This is a genomic window from Bacillus sp. FSL K6-1000 (assembly GCF_038630785.1).
Lineage (GTDB): Bacteria > Bacillota > Bacilli > Bacillales > Bacillaceae > Bacillus > Bacillus safensis.
The window spans coordinates 1,126,549-1,143,714 of the sequence record NZ_CP152042.1; the positions used below are offsets into that span (position 1 = coordinate 1,126,549).

Below are 17,166 nucleotides of genomic sequence, written 5' to 3' on the forward strand. Positions count from 1 at the left end.
CAAGAAGAAAAAAATAAGGTAAAATTAGTACCAGATACTAATATAAGATCACAATATCACATGCTCGTATGAGTAAAAGGAGTCTTATTCAATGAATGCTGGAATTATTGGCCTTGGCCGCTATATACCTGAAAAAGTATTAACAAATCATGATTTAGAAAAAATGGTTGAAACTTCTGACGAGTGGATTCGTACTAGAACAGGTATAGAAGAAAGAAGAATTGCATCTGATGATGTCAATACATCTCATATGGCGCTTGCTGCTGCAAAAAAAGCATTAGCTGACGCAGATGTGGCTGCAGAAGATATCGATATGATTCTTGTGGCGACAGTCACGCCAGATCAAGCATTTCCGACAGTCGCTTGTATGATTCAAGAGCAGCTCGGTGCACATAAAGCATGTGCAATGGATATTAGCGCTGCGTGTGCTGGCTTTATGTATGGGCTTGTTACTGGAAAACAATTTATCGAATCAGGAACTTACAAACACGTGCTTGTCGTCGGTGTTGAAAAACTTTCTCGCATTACCGACTGGGATGACCGCAATACAGCTGTTTTGTTTGGAGATGGAGCTGGCGCTGCTGTGCTGGGAGAAGTCAGCGAAGGCAAAGGAATTCTATCATTTGAACTCGGAGCAGATGGAAGCGGCGGTAAGCACTTGTACTTAGATGAAAAAGATCATACAATCATGAATGGACGAGAAGTATTTAAATTTGCTGTAAGACAAATGGGCGAGTCAAGTGTAAACGTCATTGAAAAAGCTGGACTATCAAAAGAAGACGTTGACTTCTTGATCCCGCATCAAGCAAATATTCGCATTATGGAAGCAGCACGCGAACGCTTAGAGCTGCCAGTTGAAAAAATGTCGAAGACTGTCCATAAATATGGAAACACATCAGCAGCTTCTATTCCAATTTCACTATGTGAAGAAATCGAAGCCGGAAAAATTCATGACGGCGATGTGATTGTAATGGTTGGTTTTGGCGGCGGATTAACTTGGGGCGCAATCGCTATGCGATGGGGCCGATAAAAGAGTGGGGTGCACAAATTAATGGATAAGAAACGAGTAGTTGTTACAGGATTAGGTGCTTTGACACCACTTGGCAACGATGTAGAGTCAACATGGAAAAATGCTTTAGCGGGTGTATCAGGGGTTGGACCGATTACACGTGTCGATTCAAGTGAATATACCGCAAAAGTAGCAGCAGAACTAAAAGATTTTAACATTGAAGATTACATGGAGAAAAAAGAAGCGCGAAAAATGGCACGCTTCACACAATATGCAGTCGTTGCTGCTCAAAAGGCGCTCGAAGATTCACGTCTTGAAATCACAGATGAAATCGCACCGCGTGTTGGTGTATGGGTTGGGTCTGGTATTGGCGGACTTGAAACATTTGAAGAGCAGTTCGAAGTGTATTCAAATAAAGGGGCAAGACGCGTCAGTCCATTCTTCGTCCCAATGATGATTCCTGATATGGCGACAGGCCAAATCTCTATTGCACTTGGCGCAAAAGGAGTTAACTCTTGTACAGTGACAGCATGTGCAACAGGTACAAACTCAATTGGTGATGCATTTAAAGTCATTCAGCGCGGAGATGCAGATGCAATGATCACAGGCGGAACAGAAGCGCCGTTAACAAAAATGTCGTTTGCAGGTTTCTGTGCGAACAAAGCCCTTTCGACAAATCCTGATCCAAAGACAGCAAGCCGTCCGTTCGACAAAAACCGTGACGGATTTGTCATGGGTGAAGGTGCAGGGATTATTGTTCTTGAAGAACTTGAGCATGCGTTAAAACGTGGTGCGACCATTTATGCTGAAATCGTTGGTTATGGTTCAACTGGAGATGCCTACCATATTACGGCGCCAGCTCCAAACGGTGAAGGCGGCGTCCGTGCAATGCAAGAAGCGATTCGAGATGCAGGTTTGTCTGTGGAAGACATTGATTATATCAATGCCCACGGAACAAGCACACCTTACAATGATAAATTTGAAACAATGGCGATTAAAGAAGTGTTCGGAGAGCATGCGAACCAGCTTGCAATCAGTTCAACAAAATCAATGACAGGTCACTTACTTGGCGCAGCAGGCGGAGTAGAAGCTATTTTCTCTGTTCTTGCGATTAAAGACAGCGTCATTCCTCCGACCATTAATCTTGAAACACCGGATGAAGAATGTGATCTTGATTATGTAGCAAATGAAGCACGTTCAAAAGAAGTACAAGTTGCTTTAAGTAACTCACTTGGTTTTGGCGGGCATAATGCGACAATTATTTTCAAAAAATACGAAGCGTAATACTTCCTGAGAAAGCGGCGGTCGATAAACAGATCGCCGCTTTTTTGCATATGATGAAAATGGAGGTGTTCAGCGGTATGGGTCTGATCAATACACAATATCTCATTCATCAATCATCATCATTTCAGGAGCTTGCGGCGCGCTTTGTTCCTTATTTTAAAGGGGCAGAGGAAAAAGAATGGTCGTCTATCCTCGCTCACCTGCAGCATCACGGGATGGTTCGGTCTTGGAGCTCGTGTAAAAACATGATCGACAAGCTCAAAGAAAAAGGGTACTTCAAGCTTGTCATGAAAGAATACCAAACGCTTCAAAAAGAGTGGGAAGGTCCTGACATTCCCGTATTTATTTTACCTGTCAACGAGAGCAGCAGAGAAATCAGAGAGCAATTTTATTATCAATCCGGTATGGCCTTTGATGACAAGGTCTTTCTCTTTTTGTCTCCAAATACCCCGAAGGAGCGAATCGGTACATTGCTGACTCACGAATATCACCATGTATGCAGGCTGCATTTTCTCTCAAAAGAAGAAAAAGACTTTACATTCCTCGATACAATCATGATGGAGGGGCTCGCTGAATATGCTGTGTATCATAGATATGGAGAAAGCTATACAGCGAAATGGACCACCTTCTATAGCGAATCCCAGCTTCAGCGCATGTACAAGAAATGGGTATCCAGTCATCTTAATCAAAAAGTCCAGGACGACGAAAGGCTGATACAGAATCTTCTTTATGGAAAAGGGAACTACCCTAAAATGCTTGGTTACGCCACCGGGTTTTATATCGTGAAAAAATATTTTAATGAGCACCGAATCAGCGAGGAGTCTATGATTGCAGAGCCGTCAGAAACTTTTTTAAAAGCGATAGAATCAAAAAGTGAGTAATTCACATAAAAAGAGACATATTACAAATTTACTAAATACTTCTTGATTTCGTCATAGCGATGTAATAATATACAAATAATTCTTTTTATTTTAAAAAGACGGAATATTCAGGTTCAATTCTATTGATCTATGGAGAAAGGGGCGAATGAATGAGCACGCTGCTTGAAGTGCAAAACTTAAAAACATATTTTTTTCGAAAAAAGGAACCGATACCTGCTGTTGATGGCGTTGATTTCAGCATCAACAGAGGAGAAACTGTCGCATTAGTCGGTGAGTCTGGATCTGGCAAAAGCATTACGTCCTTATCCATTATGGGTCTGATTCATGGAACTGGTGGGAAAATTATGGACGGTTCTATCAAACTTGATGGAAAGGACCTTGTTACATATAGTGAAAAGGAATTATGCAGCATCCGCGGTAATGAAGTATCTATGATCTTTCAGGAACCCATGACCTCACTTAATCCCGTCTTAACCATCGGAGAACAAATAACAGAAATCCTCATCTATCACAAAAAATTTTCAAAAAAAGAAGCGGTCAAAAAAGCGGTTGATCTGCTGAAGCTTGTTGGTTTTTCCCGTCCGGAGCAAATCATGAAAGATTATCCGCATCGATTATCAGGCGGCATGCGGCAAAGAGTAATGATTGCCATAGCGCTCAGCTGTGATCCGAAGCTTCTCATTGCAGATGAACCGACAACTGCCCTGGATGTGACCATTCAAGCACAGGTACTCACATTAATGAAAGATTTATGCTCTACCTTTGGTACTTCTATTCTTCTTATCACACATGATTTAGGTGTCGTGTCTGAAGTAGCAGATCGAGTGATTGTCATGTACTGCGGACAGGTTGTTGAAAATGGAACCGTGGAAGAGTTGTTTGAACAGCCGCTTCATCCTTACACAGAAGGGCTGCTTGAATCAATTCCTGTCATTGACGGAGACATCCAGCCGTTAACAGCCATCAAAGGAAATGTTCCTGCGCCAGATCAGCTTCCAGCCGGCTGCCGCTTTGCTCCTAGATGTCCGCAAGTGAAGGAACGCTGCCTGGGTGAACTGCCTAAGCTGAGAACATTTGAAGATGGCAGAAGCGTCAGATGTTTCTTATATGAGGAGGCAGATCAAACATGACCCTTGCTCAAAATCAAACACAAATAACGGAATTACCAGAGAAAGAAACGATTCTTGAACTGAAACAGATTCGAAAACATTTTCCGATTAAAGCGGGTGTCTTTCAGAAAAAAGTCGGTGCAGTAAAAGCTGTTGACGGCATAGACTTGAAGATTTATAAAGGTGAAACGTTAGGTATTGTCGGGGAGTCAGGATGCGGTAAATCCACATTAGGACGGACAATGATTCGTCTATATGAACCAACTGACGGTCAAATCTTTTTTAAAGGGCAAGACATCACGCGCGTATCAGAATCAAAGCTAAGACAATCTACACGAAAAAACATCCAAATGGTTTTTCAAGATCCCTTTGCATCACTCAACCCTAGAAAAACACTTCGAAGCATCATCAAAGAACCCTACAAAACACATCACTTATATTCCTTAAAAGAAAGAAATGAAAAAGTAGAACAGCTTTTATCAAAGGTAGGTCTTCATCCAAGCTTTGCGAACCGCTATCCCCATGAATTTTCAGGCGGGCAGAGGCAGCGAATCGGCATCGCTCGTGCGCTTGCCATGAATCCCGACATGATCATCGCAGATGAGCCTGTATCGGCACTTGATGTATCCATTCAGGCGCAGGTCATTAATCTAATGGAGGAGCTTCAGGAGGAATTTGACCTTACCTATCTATTTATCTCTCACGATTTAAGTGTGGTCAGGCATATTAGCGATAGAGTCGGCGTCATGTATCTCGGCAAAATGATGGAGCTTGCCGATAAACATAGTCTGTACGATGAACCGCTCCATCCATATACACAGGCTCTGCTTTCTTCCGTTCCTGTCACCCGTAAAAAAGGGCAGGTGAAAAGAGAACGCATTATGCTGCAAGGCGACCTGCCGAGTCCTGCAAATCCGCCAAAAGGCTGCGTCTTTCACACAAGATGCCCGCATGCGAAAGAAATCTGTAAAGAAAAAGTACCAGCATTTCAGGAGTTAAAAACGAACCACTTTGTTGCCTGCCACCTCTACAACGCTTGATCAAGCTTGTATGATCTCATCTTTGAGAGGGGGGATGAAACAGGATTCTGTCATGATTTTTAAAAAAGAATAGGGGGAATTGTCTATGAAAGTTAGAAATAGAAAGTCCATTTTGGTCAGTTTACTGCTGATTTTTACATTAATCCTAGCTGCTTGTTCTGGTGGAAATAAAACATCTGGAGACAGTGAAAAGAAATCCACTGGTAAACCGGTACAAGGCGGAGATCTTGTCATCGGTTCAATTGCAGAGCCAACATTATTTAACTCTCTGTATTCTACAGATGTGGCAAGCTCTGATATTGAAGAAAGAATCTACAGCTTCTTACTTCAAACAGACGGAAAGCTGAACCCTCAGCTATCGCTGGCAGAGGATATTAAAGAATCGGATGACGGCAAGCAGTTTGATGTCACCATTAAAAAAGGTGTGAAGTTTCATGATGGTGAAGAACTGACTGCTGATGATGTTGTGTTTACATACAGCATTCCAATCAATAAGGACTACAATGGGGAGCGCGGATCAGGCTTTGAAGTATTAGAGTCTGTTAAAAAGACAGGGGACTACTCGATCGAATTTAAGCTTAATAAAAAAGATCCCTATTTTTATAATGTCACATTAGGAAGCTACGGCATTTTACCTAAGCATATTTTAGGTGATGTGCCTATAAAGGATCTCGGTGAAAACGAATTTAACCGAAAAAAACCAATCGGTTCTGGTCCATTTAAATTTGCAGAGTGGAAAGAAGGAGACTACGTCAAACTAGAAGCCTTTGACGATTATTGGGATGGACGTCCATACCTTGATACCGTCACGATTAAAACGATTCCTGACCAAAATGCAGCCATTGCTCAGCTGTCAGCAGGCGATATTGATTTCTTTGCTGTACCAGGAGCGGAGCTGCAAACAGCTGAAAAAGTCAGCAACATTAAAATTGAATCTGACCTAGGCCTGAATTATTCATACATTGGCTGGAACCAGAAAAATGAACTTTTTAAGAGTAAAAAGGTCCGCCAAGCGCTGACGCATGCCATTGATCGTCAAACAATTGTTGACCAAGTGCTAGATGGAGACGGCAAAGTAGCTAACATTCCAGAAAGTCCGCTGTCCTGGAACTATCCAAAGGATGAAAGTGTTCCAGTATTTGAATTTGATCAAGAAAAAGCCAAAAAGATGCTGAAAGAAGAGGGATGGGAGGATACAGATGGAGACGGCTATCTTGATAAGGATGGCAAGAAATTCTCCTTTGTCATAAAGACCAACCAAGGAAATAAAGTTCGTGAAGATATCGCTGTCGTTGTCCAGCAGCAGCTCAAAGAAATTGGTGTGGAAGCGAAGCCGCAAATTGTGGAATTCAGTGCACTCATTGAGCAGACGACACCGCCTAAATGGGATTATGATGCACTGCTGCTCGGCTGGAGCCTTGCGACATTCCCTGATCAATTTAGCATCTTCCACTCAAGCCAGTCAGAAAAAGGCTTAAATAACATCTGGTATAAAAATAAAGAGGTCGATAAGCTGTTAGTCGATGCAAAAAAATTAAGCGATCGAAAAGATTATTCAAAGGCATATGAAAAAATTTATAAATTGATCGCAGAGGATCAGCCGTATACGTTCCTTTATTATGCTAACTCACATCGCGCTATGCCATCTAATCTTCAAGGCTATTCTTACCACCCGAAAGATGAGTATTACAAAATCGAAAAATGGTGGCTTGAACAGTAGGCTGATAGTGAAGAGGGGGAGGATTCTCCCTTTCACCGTGAGAACAATCCCTTGCATTTGGTGTCCGGTCTTAGCGTGGTGCTAATCGCGCTCTGCTTCAGCACGAGAATTCAAGGGGGGTTATATCACGCTGAAAAGAAGACAAAGGGCTAAAATAACTTCATTTTAGCCTTTTTTTCACAGAATGGCGATCCGATGAAAAAGGAGTTGTGCATATGGTTACATATATCATTAGAAGGACATTGCTCTCTATTCCTATTTTATTAGGGATTACCATTTTGTCCTTTGCCATTATGAAAGCAGCACCAGGCGATCCGATGTCACTCATGATGGACCCTACCATTAGTGCGGCAGACCGGGAAGCCTTTATTGATAAGTACGGCTTGAATGATCCTGAATATGTGCAATATATGAAATGGCTTGGCAATATGCTTCAAGGTGACTTTGGCACATCCATTGTCAAAAAGGGAACGCCCGTGGCTGATTTGATTTTTGCCCGGCTGCCAAATACCCTCATCCTCATGATCTTTTCTACATTAGTTGCCCTGCTGATTGCCATCCCATTTGGTGTTCTTTCAGCAAAACGTCCGTATACAAAGCTTGACTATGGGATTACGGTTACATCTTTTATCGGACTGGCTATTCCAAACTTTTGGTTTGGTCTCATCCTCATTATGGTTTTATCCGTGAACCTAGGGTGGTTCCCGACTGGCGGAGTCTCTACCTTGAATGCTGATTTTAATGTGTTTGATCGGCTCCATCACATTATTTTACCTGCCTTTGTTTTAGCAACGGCTGATATGGCAGGGCTGACCCGGTACACAAGGTCGAGTATGCTTGATGTCATGAGGCAGGATTACATTCGCACCGCAAGAGCGAAAGGCTTTAGAGAAAACAAAGTTATTTTTAAACATGGTTTACGAAACGGTCTTATGCCTGTCATAACGATTTTCGGATTGATGATACCATCCTTTATTGGCGGCGCAGTCGTGGTGGAACAAATCTTCACCTGGCCTGGACTTGGAAAGCTGTTCATTGATTCTGCCTTTTCGAGAGATTATCCGGTCATTATGGCGATGACCGTTATTTCCGCAGTGCTCGTGGTGGTGGGAAATTTAATAGCGGATATTTTATATGCGATCGTTGATCCGCGTATTGAATATTAGAAGGGAGCTGAAGTACAATTGGCACAGCCTAATATGGGAACACCTCCTGTTGATATCAAATTAAAGGAGGGCCTTCCGCCAAAGCCAGAGACAATGCTGCGTTTATTTTGCGAGAAATTTTTCAAAAATAAATTGGCAGTTGCCGGCTCCGTGATCTTATTGGTCATTATTTTTTCTGCCATTTTTGCTCCAGTGATCGCTCCATATGCACCAGAGCATCAAGATTTATTGAAGCGGCTCCAGCCGCCAAGTGCTGAGCATTTTATGGGTACAGACAAGTTTGGCCGCGATATTTTCTCAAGGGTACTATATGGCGCGCGCGTTTCTTTATTGGTCGGTTTCGTCTCGGTGGTTGGTGCAATCACTATTGGAACTGTCGTTGGCGCGGTCGCGGGGTATTTCAAAGGGTTTGTTGATTCCTTGTTAATGAGGTTTGTGGATGTCGTGTTGTCGATTCCAGACATTTTTCTATTGATCACGCTCGTCACCATTTTCAAACCGGGCATTGATAAATTAATTTTAATCTTTGCTTTGACAGGCTGGACAACAACCGCCAGGCTCATTCGCAGTGAATTCTTATCACTTCGAACAAGAGAATTCGTACTCGCGGCAAGAACCATTGGAACGAAAAATCATGTCATCATCTTTTCGCATATTTTACCGAACTGTATCGGTCCTATTATTGTGTCAGCTACATTAAAAGTAGGCTCTGTCATTTTAGCTGAATCAACGCTCAGCTACCTTGGCTTTGGTATTCAGCCGCCAACGGCAAGCTGGGGCAACATGCTGCAAGATGCACAAAATTTCTCGATTATGGTGCAAGCGTGGTGGTACCCGCTTTTCCCAGGCTTACTCATTTTGCTGACTGTTTTATGCTTTAATTTTTTAGGAGATGGGCTGAGAGATGCGCTTGATCCTAAAAAGCTGAAGTAAGGTTTAAAGGGGCTCTGCGTGCACTCTCCGTTTCCTGAATGAAATAAAGATACGAAGCCGTCATTCATCCAGCTTGAAGTTTTGATAAAGTTGGAATAATTTCTCTATCCCTTGCCCATACTGTGGACAACAGTTTTTATAAAGTGAGGGATTGGTTATGTTATTTCTTCATGACGTATGGGTGAATTGGTTTGAAGGGGAAGAAAATGGCTACAATGTGTGTCATTTTCATGAGTGGCGTAAGGAGGACAGCGTTGAGCTGTTAGATCAAGTGCCTTTACTTAAGGTGCAGAGTCCTTTGTTTGATTACATAGAGAATGATCTTTCAGAGCTGCCAAAGACGCTGCTAGAGTCTGTATTTGAGAAATCATATATTCGAAAAAATCATGAGCGCCGTAAATTAGAGTATTGCTTTGTAGTCACAGACGGCATACGAATCATTGCCGTGGATACGATTGGGTATTCCATTCCTGTGAGAAAAAGCCGCTTGATCCCAAGGCAGGAGCAATTGGTTTATGAAATGGTGAAAGATGTGAAAGCAGAAGAATATGAATTCTCTAAGGACAGTCTTGAATCGACGAAGGAGTACCACATTCTATCACTGCCGCCGCAGCATATCAGTGGATTAACGAGAAAAGAAAGACAGCTGAAGCAGCTGATGTTTATGGCGCTCGATCAATTAAAGGGACTCCAAAACAGGGCGGAGATTGCGTATTGGTATACGGAATGGAACCCGCGCATGTACAACCAAATCAAACGAATGTCATTCGAAGAGATTTGGAACATGCTTTACAATGAAACGATTGATGGGTGGTCAGAGAATCATTTAGCCTTCTGTGAAAAAATGATTAAAGGACAGCCATTTTTCGAAAAGCTTTGGGAAATGGAAAACGAATCAAAAGTAAATTAGAAAAAGCTTGCAGCGAGTAGTGCTGCAAGCTTTTTTTTATATTTGCGATTCATTAAAGGGTTTTTGTAAAATAATTTCTAAAATTTTTAGAATTAAGTATTGAGTAGATTATATATTTCCTACATAATAACTATATATCAATTTTGAATAGGATAAGGAGATTGGGCAAAGTGATAAAATTAAGTTTTTGTGTCCCTGTATATAATAGAGAGGATAAAATTGAGCGCTGTATAAAGTCCTTAGTAAATCAATCGATAGATAAAAATGAATATGAGATAATTGTTGTAGATGATTGTTCTACAGATAATACATTTAACAAAGTTAAATCAATCTTCTCAAAGCATAGTTTCACTAATGGTTTTATACATAAACTTGATGAGAACTCTGGCAATGCTAGTAAGCCTAGAAATCTAGCTGCATCATTAGCAAGAGGCGAGTATATTTTCTTTGTGGATTCAGATGATTATGTAGTACCCGATTTGGTTGAGAATGTTTACTCTTTCGCTAAAAGTAACGACTCAGATATTGTTTTCCCTAAATATGGGTTAGAAGGAGGAGGGAAAGGAGTACCAGTTGCATTTGCTGAAAAGGGAACATTACCTAAAGCTGATCTAGTAGATAACCAATTAATTTATGCATTGTCTGTATTAAAAGCGTTTAAGAGGTCTGAGTGGAATCGTTTAGAATTATTATTTGATCCGACGATTAAAATTGGAGAAGATATGCTAGTAACGATGAAATTTCTATTCAATACAGAGAAGCATAGTGTGTTGGCCGATAAAGATTATTATATAGTTGTTAATCATGAATCAGATAGGTTAACTACATCTGTTCAAGATAAAAGGAGAACTTTCAAGAATTATGAAGAAATTTTAGACATAATTTATAGTGGTTCATACGGTGATATGGAATATAAACACAAGAGTGCCGCTCGATTTATAAATAGAATCATGCATTTTGGAATTGGAAATAAAAATAATTATTTAAATCCATCAACTCCTTTAGCAGAACAAAAAGAGTGGTTAAATTTATATCAAAGTTTATTGAATAATCATTTTCCTATTGAGGCTGAAAAGTTTTTAAATATGATCTTTTTTAATAAAATAAGAGCCTTGAGAGAGGGAAATGCGTTGGCAGCAAGATTAGCAGTTCAACTTGAAGAACAAAAAGCTAACAATCAAAAAATTCAAAAACAAATTTCTGATATCAATAAAAAATTGAATCTTTAAAATGAAAATATTTTATGCAAACAGGTTGTTGTACTAATTTAGTACAACAACCTGTTTGTATTTCAGATCTGTATCATCTTATTTATGTTGATAAATAAATTTTGGATTTAGTAAACTTTATTTGCGTTTTCTGCCAAGACCCATCGCATTCTCCATTTTTTTTAACATTTTGTTTGCTGCGCGGTTTGCTTTTTCAGCACCTTCGTCTAGAATACGATCAAGCTCTTGTGATTCAATTAGTTCATAGTAACGATCTTGAATTGGTTTTAAAGCATCTACGACAACGTTCGCAAGATCTCCTTTAAACTCACCATATCCTTTGCCTTCGTACTTTTGCTCCAGCTCTGCAATCGATATGTTGCCTAATACAGAATAAATCGTCAGCAAGTTGGCAATTCCAGGCTTGTTCTCTTTGTCATACTTGACGATGCCTTCTGAATCCGTCACAGCACTTTTGATTTTCTTTTCAAGCTGCTTTGGTTCATCTAATAAGGTAATGAAGGATTTTTGGTTCGGATCGGATTTGCTCATTTTTTTCGTTGGATCTGTTAAAGACATTATCCGAGCGCCTTCTTTTGGAATTTTCACTTCAGGCACAGTGAAGATGTCATTGTATTTTCGGTTAAAGCGTTCAGCAAGCGTTCTAGTCAATTCAAGATGCTGCTTTTGGTCTTCTCCAACAGGGACTAAATCAGTACCATATAATAAGATATCGCCTGCCATTAATGGGGGATACGTTAATAGGCCTGAAACAACGGCTTCCTTACCAGCGGATTTGTCCTTAAATTGGGTCATTCTTTCTAATTCTCCAATATAAGCAACACATTGCAGCATCCATCCTGCCTGGGCGTGAGCAGGTACCTCTGATTGGATAAACAATGTTGCCTTCTCTGGATCAAGTCCAACGGCTAAATAAAGAGCTGCTAAGCTTCTAATATTTTGGCGGAGAGCTAATCGGTCCTGACTCACTGTAATCGCATGCTGATCTACGACACAAAAATAGCCATTATAGTCATGCTGCAAATCGACAAATTGCTTCATTGCTCCAATATAGTTCCCTAATGTGACAGAACCGCTCGGCTGAATGCCTGAAAAAATTGTCTTCTTTGTCATACTAAAACCTCTTTTCTTCAATATAAAAAGGCCCACCCGTCACTTTTCAACAGAAAAGGGACGAATGAACCGTGGTACCACCCTTGTTATTTCACATAGAAATCACTCAAGACGTTGATAACGGAGACTGCTCCGTCTAAGCCTACTTACTTTTTTAGAAGTGTTCGGTTAGCTGCTCCAAAGCCCATTCCATACATGCCATTATCTGCTCACACCGGCCGCAGACTCTCTGTAAATGGTGAATATATGTACTCTTCTTTTTCATCGCAACAGTATAATTTAATCCATTATAAATAAGCAAAATTCAAATGTCAAAGCCTATATATAATAAATGAAAAGCAAAATAAACATTTCAATTAGTAAGCTAAAGCCTATTATTTTCATAGAGGAAAAATTGCTTTGGAATGATGATGATAAATGTTTGTTTAAATCATCGTCAATAGTGCCCTTTTGTTTATTTATTGAATCAAATACCTTTCGAAAGCTGTAAGCTGTTTGATCAAAAAATCCACTTTTTAAAGTGATTAACGATAACCATACTAGCAAAGTGCCCGATGCTAAATAAAAAGTGATGTTAATCATGTTTAAGAGAGAGATGTGCCCATAAAAAATGAAACTTAAAATGAATACAAGGCAATTAGAACTAATTAAAAGAATAAAAAATTTGATAACAATCACTCCTGCGCATTAAAACTTTACTGTACTAAAATAGCAATTAAAACGTTTAATTCAAGACTTTCACTATATAAGAAAAACGAAACAAGGAATTAAGCAGTTGTTTTAACAAAATTCTTGATATTAGTTTACAATGAATCATGAAGATTGCCAATTGTATAGACAGGATTACTTCTGATTAGGTATTTAAGATCACAAAATGAAAGGAAAATACCCAATTTGTTTCAATTTTTTAATAAATTTATTAAAAAACAATCGAAATATGAAAATTTTCTTAAAAAAATGAATGCACAATTACTTATTTGCTAGTATAATAGTTCCTGTAGTTCATTTATGAAGGGGAGGTCAACAACTAGATGAAAAAGTCTAAATTTTCACTGCTTTTAGTTTTTTTATTGGTGCTGACTATTTTTGTATCTGCATGTTCAGGTAAACAAAGTAGCGACAAGGGCACTGCATCCAAAGATTCAAAACAAGAGGCTACAATTTTAGAATCACAGGAAATGCCTGCAATGGATACAATCCAAGCAAGTGATACAATTAGTTTCACAACGATGAATAACGTTTTTGAAGGTTTGTATCGATTCAACGATAAAGAAGAATTAGTACCTGGTATGGCGGATGGCGAACCAGTTGCTAACAAAGATAAAACAGTTTATAACATTAAACTGAAAGATGCAAAATGGTCTAATGGTGATCCAGTTAAAGCACAAGACTTCGTTTATGCTTGGCAACGTGCTTTAGATCCAGAACAAAAGTCTGAGTATGGCCCATATATGATGGTTGGTAAAATCAAAAATGCTGATAAGGTCTACAACAAAAAAGCAAAGCCTGACGAACTAGGAATTAAAGCTGTAAGTGATAAAGAATTGCAAATTACACTTGAAAAACCAATTCCTTACTTCCAATCTCTACTTTCATTCCCAACTTTCTATCCAGTGAATGAAAAGTTCGTTAAAGAACAAGGCGATAAATATGCGAAGACTGCAAAAAATCTTGTATACAATGGCCCATATGAACTTTCTTCTTGGGATGGACCACAAGCAACTACTTGGGAATACAAAAAGAATGAAGAATATTGGGACAAAAAGAACGTCTCTATGACAAAACTTACTTTTAAAGTATCTAAAGATCCACAGGCAGCCGTTAACGCATTCGAAGCTGGAGAAGCTGATATTACACCTAAATTATCAACTCCTGCAATCATCTCTCAATACGAAGGTGATAAGCGAATGAAAAGATTACTAGAGCCTACTGTGTTCTGGTTGAAAATGAACCAAGGAAATAAATCTCTAAAGAATGAAAACATTCGTCGAGCAATTGCAACAGCAATTGACAAAGAAGCGTTTGTAAAAGATGTATTGCAGAATGGTTCTGTTGCTGCATACTATCAAATTCCAAAAGACTTTGTACATGATGAAAACGGAAAAGATTTCCGCGATGGAATGCCTAAATACTTAGAAACAAACAAAGACGAAGCTAAGAAACTTTTCGAAAAAGGTCTAAAAGAATTAGGAACTTCTAAAGTAACGCTTAATTACTTAGGTGATGATTCTGAGACAGCTAAAACAATCGGAGCTTTCATTAAAGATCAGCTTGAGAAAACTTTACCTGGCTTAGATATCAATATTCAAAGTGTTCCTTTCGCTACTCGTATTGATCGTGATAAGAAAGAGGATTACGATCTACAGATGGCTGGATGGGGTCCTGATTACCTTGATCCAATCACATTCTCTGACTTGTTTATCACTGGTGGCGGAAACAACCACATGGGATACTCAGATAAGAAATATGATCAGCTGTTAAAAGATGCATCTGGGAAATTAGCTGCTAAACCTGAAGAACGCTGGAAAGCTTTACAAGAAGCTGAAAAAGTATTACTACAAGACGACGCAGCACTTTCACCAATTTATCAGAGAGCAACTAACTATTTGATTAATAATAAAGTTAAAGGGTTTGTCATTCACAAGGTTGGTCCAGAATTCAGCTACAAATGGATGAAAATTGAAGGATAATTAACAATCTTATAGAAAAGAGAGTGTATTCTCTGAATATACTCTCTTTTTCACTGAAAGAAATATGTCGAAATATACAGAAAAGTCAGTTTTATCAGGAGGTGCAAGTATGCTGAAATACTTAATTAGACGGGTTGGCTTCATGGTCGTTACCCTCTTCATCATTGTTTCAATCACTTTTTTCTTAATGAAACTCATTCCGGGTTCTCCTTTTGTTAATGCACAAAAGTTGTCAGAAGCCCAACAAGCTGTACTTAATGCAAAATATGGGCTAGATCAGCCTATCCCAGTTCAATACTTTCATTACTTGATTAATACATTCACTGGGGATTTAGGAGTTTCATTCCAATTCAACAATACCTCCGTAACAGAACTTCTTTCATACCGAGTAGGACCATCTGCTGTCCTAGGCCTTCAAGCGATTATTATAGGAACGATTGTTGGTATCTTCTTGGGAGTAGTTGGAGCTTTAAGGCAGAACACATGGGTGGATTACTCTGCTACTTTCTTGGCTGTTATCGGTAAATCAATACCGAGTTTTGTATTCGCGGGATTACTTCAATACTATATTGCGGTGAAATTGGGATTATTACCAACCCAATTCTGGAATGGATTCGAGTATACAATCTTGCCTACTATCGCATTAGCAATGTTCCCTATTTCCATTTGTGCACGTTTTATGCGAACAGAAATGGTTGAAGTACTTGAGACAGACTATATTTTGCTGGCAAAGGCAAAAGGGGCAGGCTATTTTGAAATAGCATTTAAACATGCAATGAGAAATGCTTTAATCCCTGTTGTTACAGTTCTTGGTCCATTAACTGTTAGTTTAATGACGGGATCTCTCGTAATCGAAAAAATCTTCTCAATCCCTGGAATTGGTGAGCAGTTTGTTAAAGCAATTACTGTAAATGACTATCCAGTTATTATGGGAACAACAATTTTATTCGCCGTTCTTTTTGTTGTGGTTGTATTTATTGTCGATATTCTGTATGGAATCATCGATCCGAGAATTCGTGTAGCAGGGGGTAACAAATGATGAAACAGCAAGAAGAAAATATTGATAAAAGTCTATTTGAGCCCGCTGGTGTTGATACATTTTCTGCTGAAAAAATTGAGAAACCTAGTCTAAATTATTGGCAAGATGCATGGCTTAGAATCAAAAAGAATAAAGCTGCGGTTGTGAGCTTGGTGATTTTATTTTTAATTGTATTGATGGCTATAGCCGGACCTTTAATTAGTGGTAAAGATTTTAGTACTCAGACAACGTCTGAAGCGAACCTACCACCTCGAATCCAAGGATTAGAGCATGTTAGTTTTCTTCCATTTACTGGAGAAAGAACACTGAAAAATGGTGATGTGGTTAATCCTTATGAACAAAAAGGAATTGATCATTACTACTGGTTCGGTACAGATAATCTTGGGAGAGATCTATTTACACGGGTGTGGAAAGGAACTCAAATCTCACTGCTTATTGCTGTTGTTGCAGCTGTGATCGATTTAATTATTGGTGTTGCTTATGGTGCTATTTCAGGTTATTTTGGCGGGAAAATTGATAATGCGATGCAACGTGTTTTAGAGGTTCTAATGGGTATTCCAAACTTGATCGTTGTCATATTAATGATTCTCGTCTTAAAGCCAGGGATTATTCCAATTATTATTGCTCTAAGTATTACCGGGTGGATCAGTATGGCCAGGGTTGTACGAGCCCAAGTCATGAAGCTGAAAGAACAGGAATATGTACTAGCCGCTAGAACTTTGGGGTTAAGCAACTTTAAAATTATCTTTAAACACATGTTGCCTAACTTAACAGGTGTGATGATTATTAATACAATGTTCACCATTCCTAGTGCAATTTTCTTCGAAGCTTTCTTAAGCTTTATTGGGTTAGGTCTCCAAGAGCCGCAAGCTTCACTAGGGACGTTAATTGAAGACGGATTTAAATCAATGATCGCTTTCCCATATCAGATGGTTTATCCAGCAATTATCATTAGTGTTATCATGATCGTCTTTAACCTTGTTGCCGACGGTGTGAGAGATGCACTTGATCCAAAAATGAAAGATTAGTACGGGACGGTGATG

At 39.4% G+C, this 17,166-nt stretch carries 15 protein-coding genes and 1 other annotated feature; of the genes, 13 read left to right on the forward strand and 2 right to left on the reverse strand.

Translation table 11 applies throughout. The features are described from left to right. Nucleotides 1-91 precede the first annotated feature (91 nt). The 10 genes from MHI46_RS05625 to MHI46_RS05670 all read left to right on the forward strand — a co-directional run bounded on the left by MHI46_RS05625 (nucleotide 92) and on the right by MHI46_RS05670 (nucleotide 11,281). Entirely contained in the window at nucleotides 92-1,030 is a 939-nt protein-coding gene (locus MHI46_RS05625; protein ID WP_024425052.1) for a beta-ketoacyl-ACP synthase III, read from the forward strand. Between the two features lie 21 nt (nucleotides 1,031-1,051). After that, nucleotides 1,052-2,293 (forward strand): beta-ketoacyl-ACP synthase II, encoded by a 1,242-nt coding sequence (fabF, locus tag MHI46_RS05630; RefSeq protein WP_039177794.1) that lies wholly within the window; start codon nucleotides 1,052-1,054, stop codon nucleotides 2,291-2,293. Between the two features lie 77 nt (nucleotides 2,294-2,370). After that, nucleotides 2,371-3,174 carry a DUF2268 domain-containing protein gene (locus tag MHI46_RS05635; protein ID WP_047201787.1) on the forward strand — a complete coding sequence of 268 codons (804 nt, stop codon included), beginning with the start codon at nucleotides 2,371-2,373 and terminating at the stop codon, nucleotides 3,172-3,174. Nucleotides 3,175-3,323: 149 nt separating this feature from the next. After that, nucleotides 3,324-4,304: an ABC transporter ATP-binding protein gene (locus MHI46_RS05640; RefSeq protein WP_039177799.1), complete on the forward strand. Its 981-nt coding sequence runs from the start codon at nucleotides 3,324-3,326 to the stop codon at nucleotides 4,302-4,304. Beyond that, complete coding sequence (locus MHI46_RS05645; protein WP_041089820.1) at nucleotides 4,301-5,323, forward strand: dipeptide ABC transporter ATP-binding protein; 1,023 nt, start codon at nucleotides 4,301-4,303, stop codon at nucleotides 5,321-5,323. Before MHI46_RS05640 ends, MHI46_RS05645 begins: the two co-directional genes overlap by 4 nt. An 85-nt stretch (nucleotides 5,324-5,408) precedes the next feature. Next, nucleotides 5,409-7,043 carry a peptide-binding protein gene (locus MHI46_RS05650; RefSeq protein WP_039177804.1) on the forward strand — a complete coding sequence of 545 codons (1,635 nt, stop codon included), beginning with the start codon at nucleotides 5,409-5,411 and terminating at the stop codon, nucleotides 7,041-7,043. 215 nt (nucleotides 7,044-7,258) lie between these two features. Continuing rightward, nucleotides 7,259-8,209, forward strand: coding sequence for an ABC transporter permease (locus MHI46_RS05655; protein WP_034621771.1), 951 nt, complete (start codon nucleotides 7,259-7,261; stop codon nucleotides 8,207-8,209). A 33-nt stretch (nucleotides 8,210-8,242) separates the two neighbouring features. Continuing rightward, a complete protein-coding gene (gene opp4C, locus MHI46_RS05660; RefSeq protein ID WP_080772319.1) occupies nucleotides 8,243-9,142 on the forward strand; it encodes an oligopeptide ABC transporter permease in 900 nt (299 codons plus the stop codon). 157 nt (nucleotides 9,143-9,299) lie between these two features. Continuing rightward, nucleotides 9,300-10,052 (forward strand): YjbA family protein, encoded by a 753-nt coding sequence (locus tag MHI46_RS05665; RefSeq protein ID WP_039177811.1) that lies wholly within the window; start codon nucleotides 9,300-9,302, stop codon nucleotides 10,050-10,052. Nucleotides 10,053-10,222: 170 nt separating this feature from the next. Beyond that, the gene (locus tag MHI46_RS05670) at nucleotides 10,223-11,281 is read left to right on the forward strand and encodes a glycosyltransferase family A protein (RefSeq protein WP_251181119.1); all 1,059 of its coding nucleotides are present in this window, start codon (nucleotides 10,223-10,225) and stop codon (nucleotides 11,279-11,281) included. Between the two features lie 117 nt (nucleotides 11,282-11,398). Here MHI46_RS05670 and trpS read toward each other — a convergent pair whose 3' ends face one another. Then, nucleotides 11,399-12,394, reverse strand: coding sequence for a tryptophan--tRNA ligase (gene trpS, locus MHI46_RS05675; protein WP_047201793.1), 996 nt, complete (start codon nucleotides 12,392-12,394; stop codon nucleotides 11,399-11,401). 53 nt (nucleotides 12,395-12,447) lie between these two features. Beyond that, nucleotides 12,448-12,668 (reverse strand) — a binding site (T-box leader). Between the two features lie 44 nt (nucleotides 12,669-12,712). Then, nucleotides 12,713-12,976 carry a DUF3899 domain-containing protein gene (locus tag MHI46_RS05680; RefSeq protein WP_235354791.1) on the reverse strand — a complete coding sequence of 88 codons (264 nt, stop codon included), beginning with the start codon at nucleotides 12,974-12,976 and terminating at the stop codon, nucleotides 12,713-12,715. A gap of 449 nt (nucleotides 12,977-13,425) precedes the next feature. Here MHI46_RS05680 and MHI46_RS05685 point away from each other — a divergent pair, with 449 nt between their 5' ends. The 3 genes from MHI46_RS05685 to opp3C all read left to right on the forward strand — a co-directional run bounded on the left by MHI46_RS05685 (nucleotide 13,426) and on the right by opp3C (nucleotide 17,151). Continuing rightward, on the forward strand, nucleotides 13,426-15,084 hold the full coding sequence (locus MHI46_RS05685) for a peptide ABC transporter substrate-binding protein (RefSeq protein ID WP_039177814.1): 1,659 nt from the start codon (nucleotides 13,426-13,428) through the stop codon (nucleotides 15,082-15,084). A 109-nt stretch (nucleotides 15,085-15,193) separates the two neighbouring features. Beyond that, nucleotides 15,194-16,123 (forward strand): oligopeptide ABC transporter permease, encoded by a 930-nt coding sequence (gene opp3b, locus MHI46_RS05690; RefSeq protein WP_039177817.1) that lies wholly within the window; start codon nucleotides 15,194-15,196, stop codon nucleotides 16,121-16,123. Beyond that, the gene (gene opp3C, locus MHI46_RS05695; RefSeq protein WP_039183054.1) at nucleotides 16,123-17,151 is read left to right on the forward strand and encodes an oligopeptide ABC transporter permease; all 1,029 of its coding nucleotides are present in this window, start codon (nucleotides 16,123-16,125) and stop codon (nucleotides 17,149-17,151) included. Before opp3b ends, opp3C begins: the two co-directional genes overlap by 1 nt. Nucleotides 17,152-17,166: the final 15 nt, after the last annotated feature.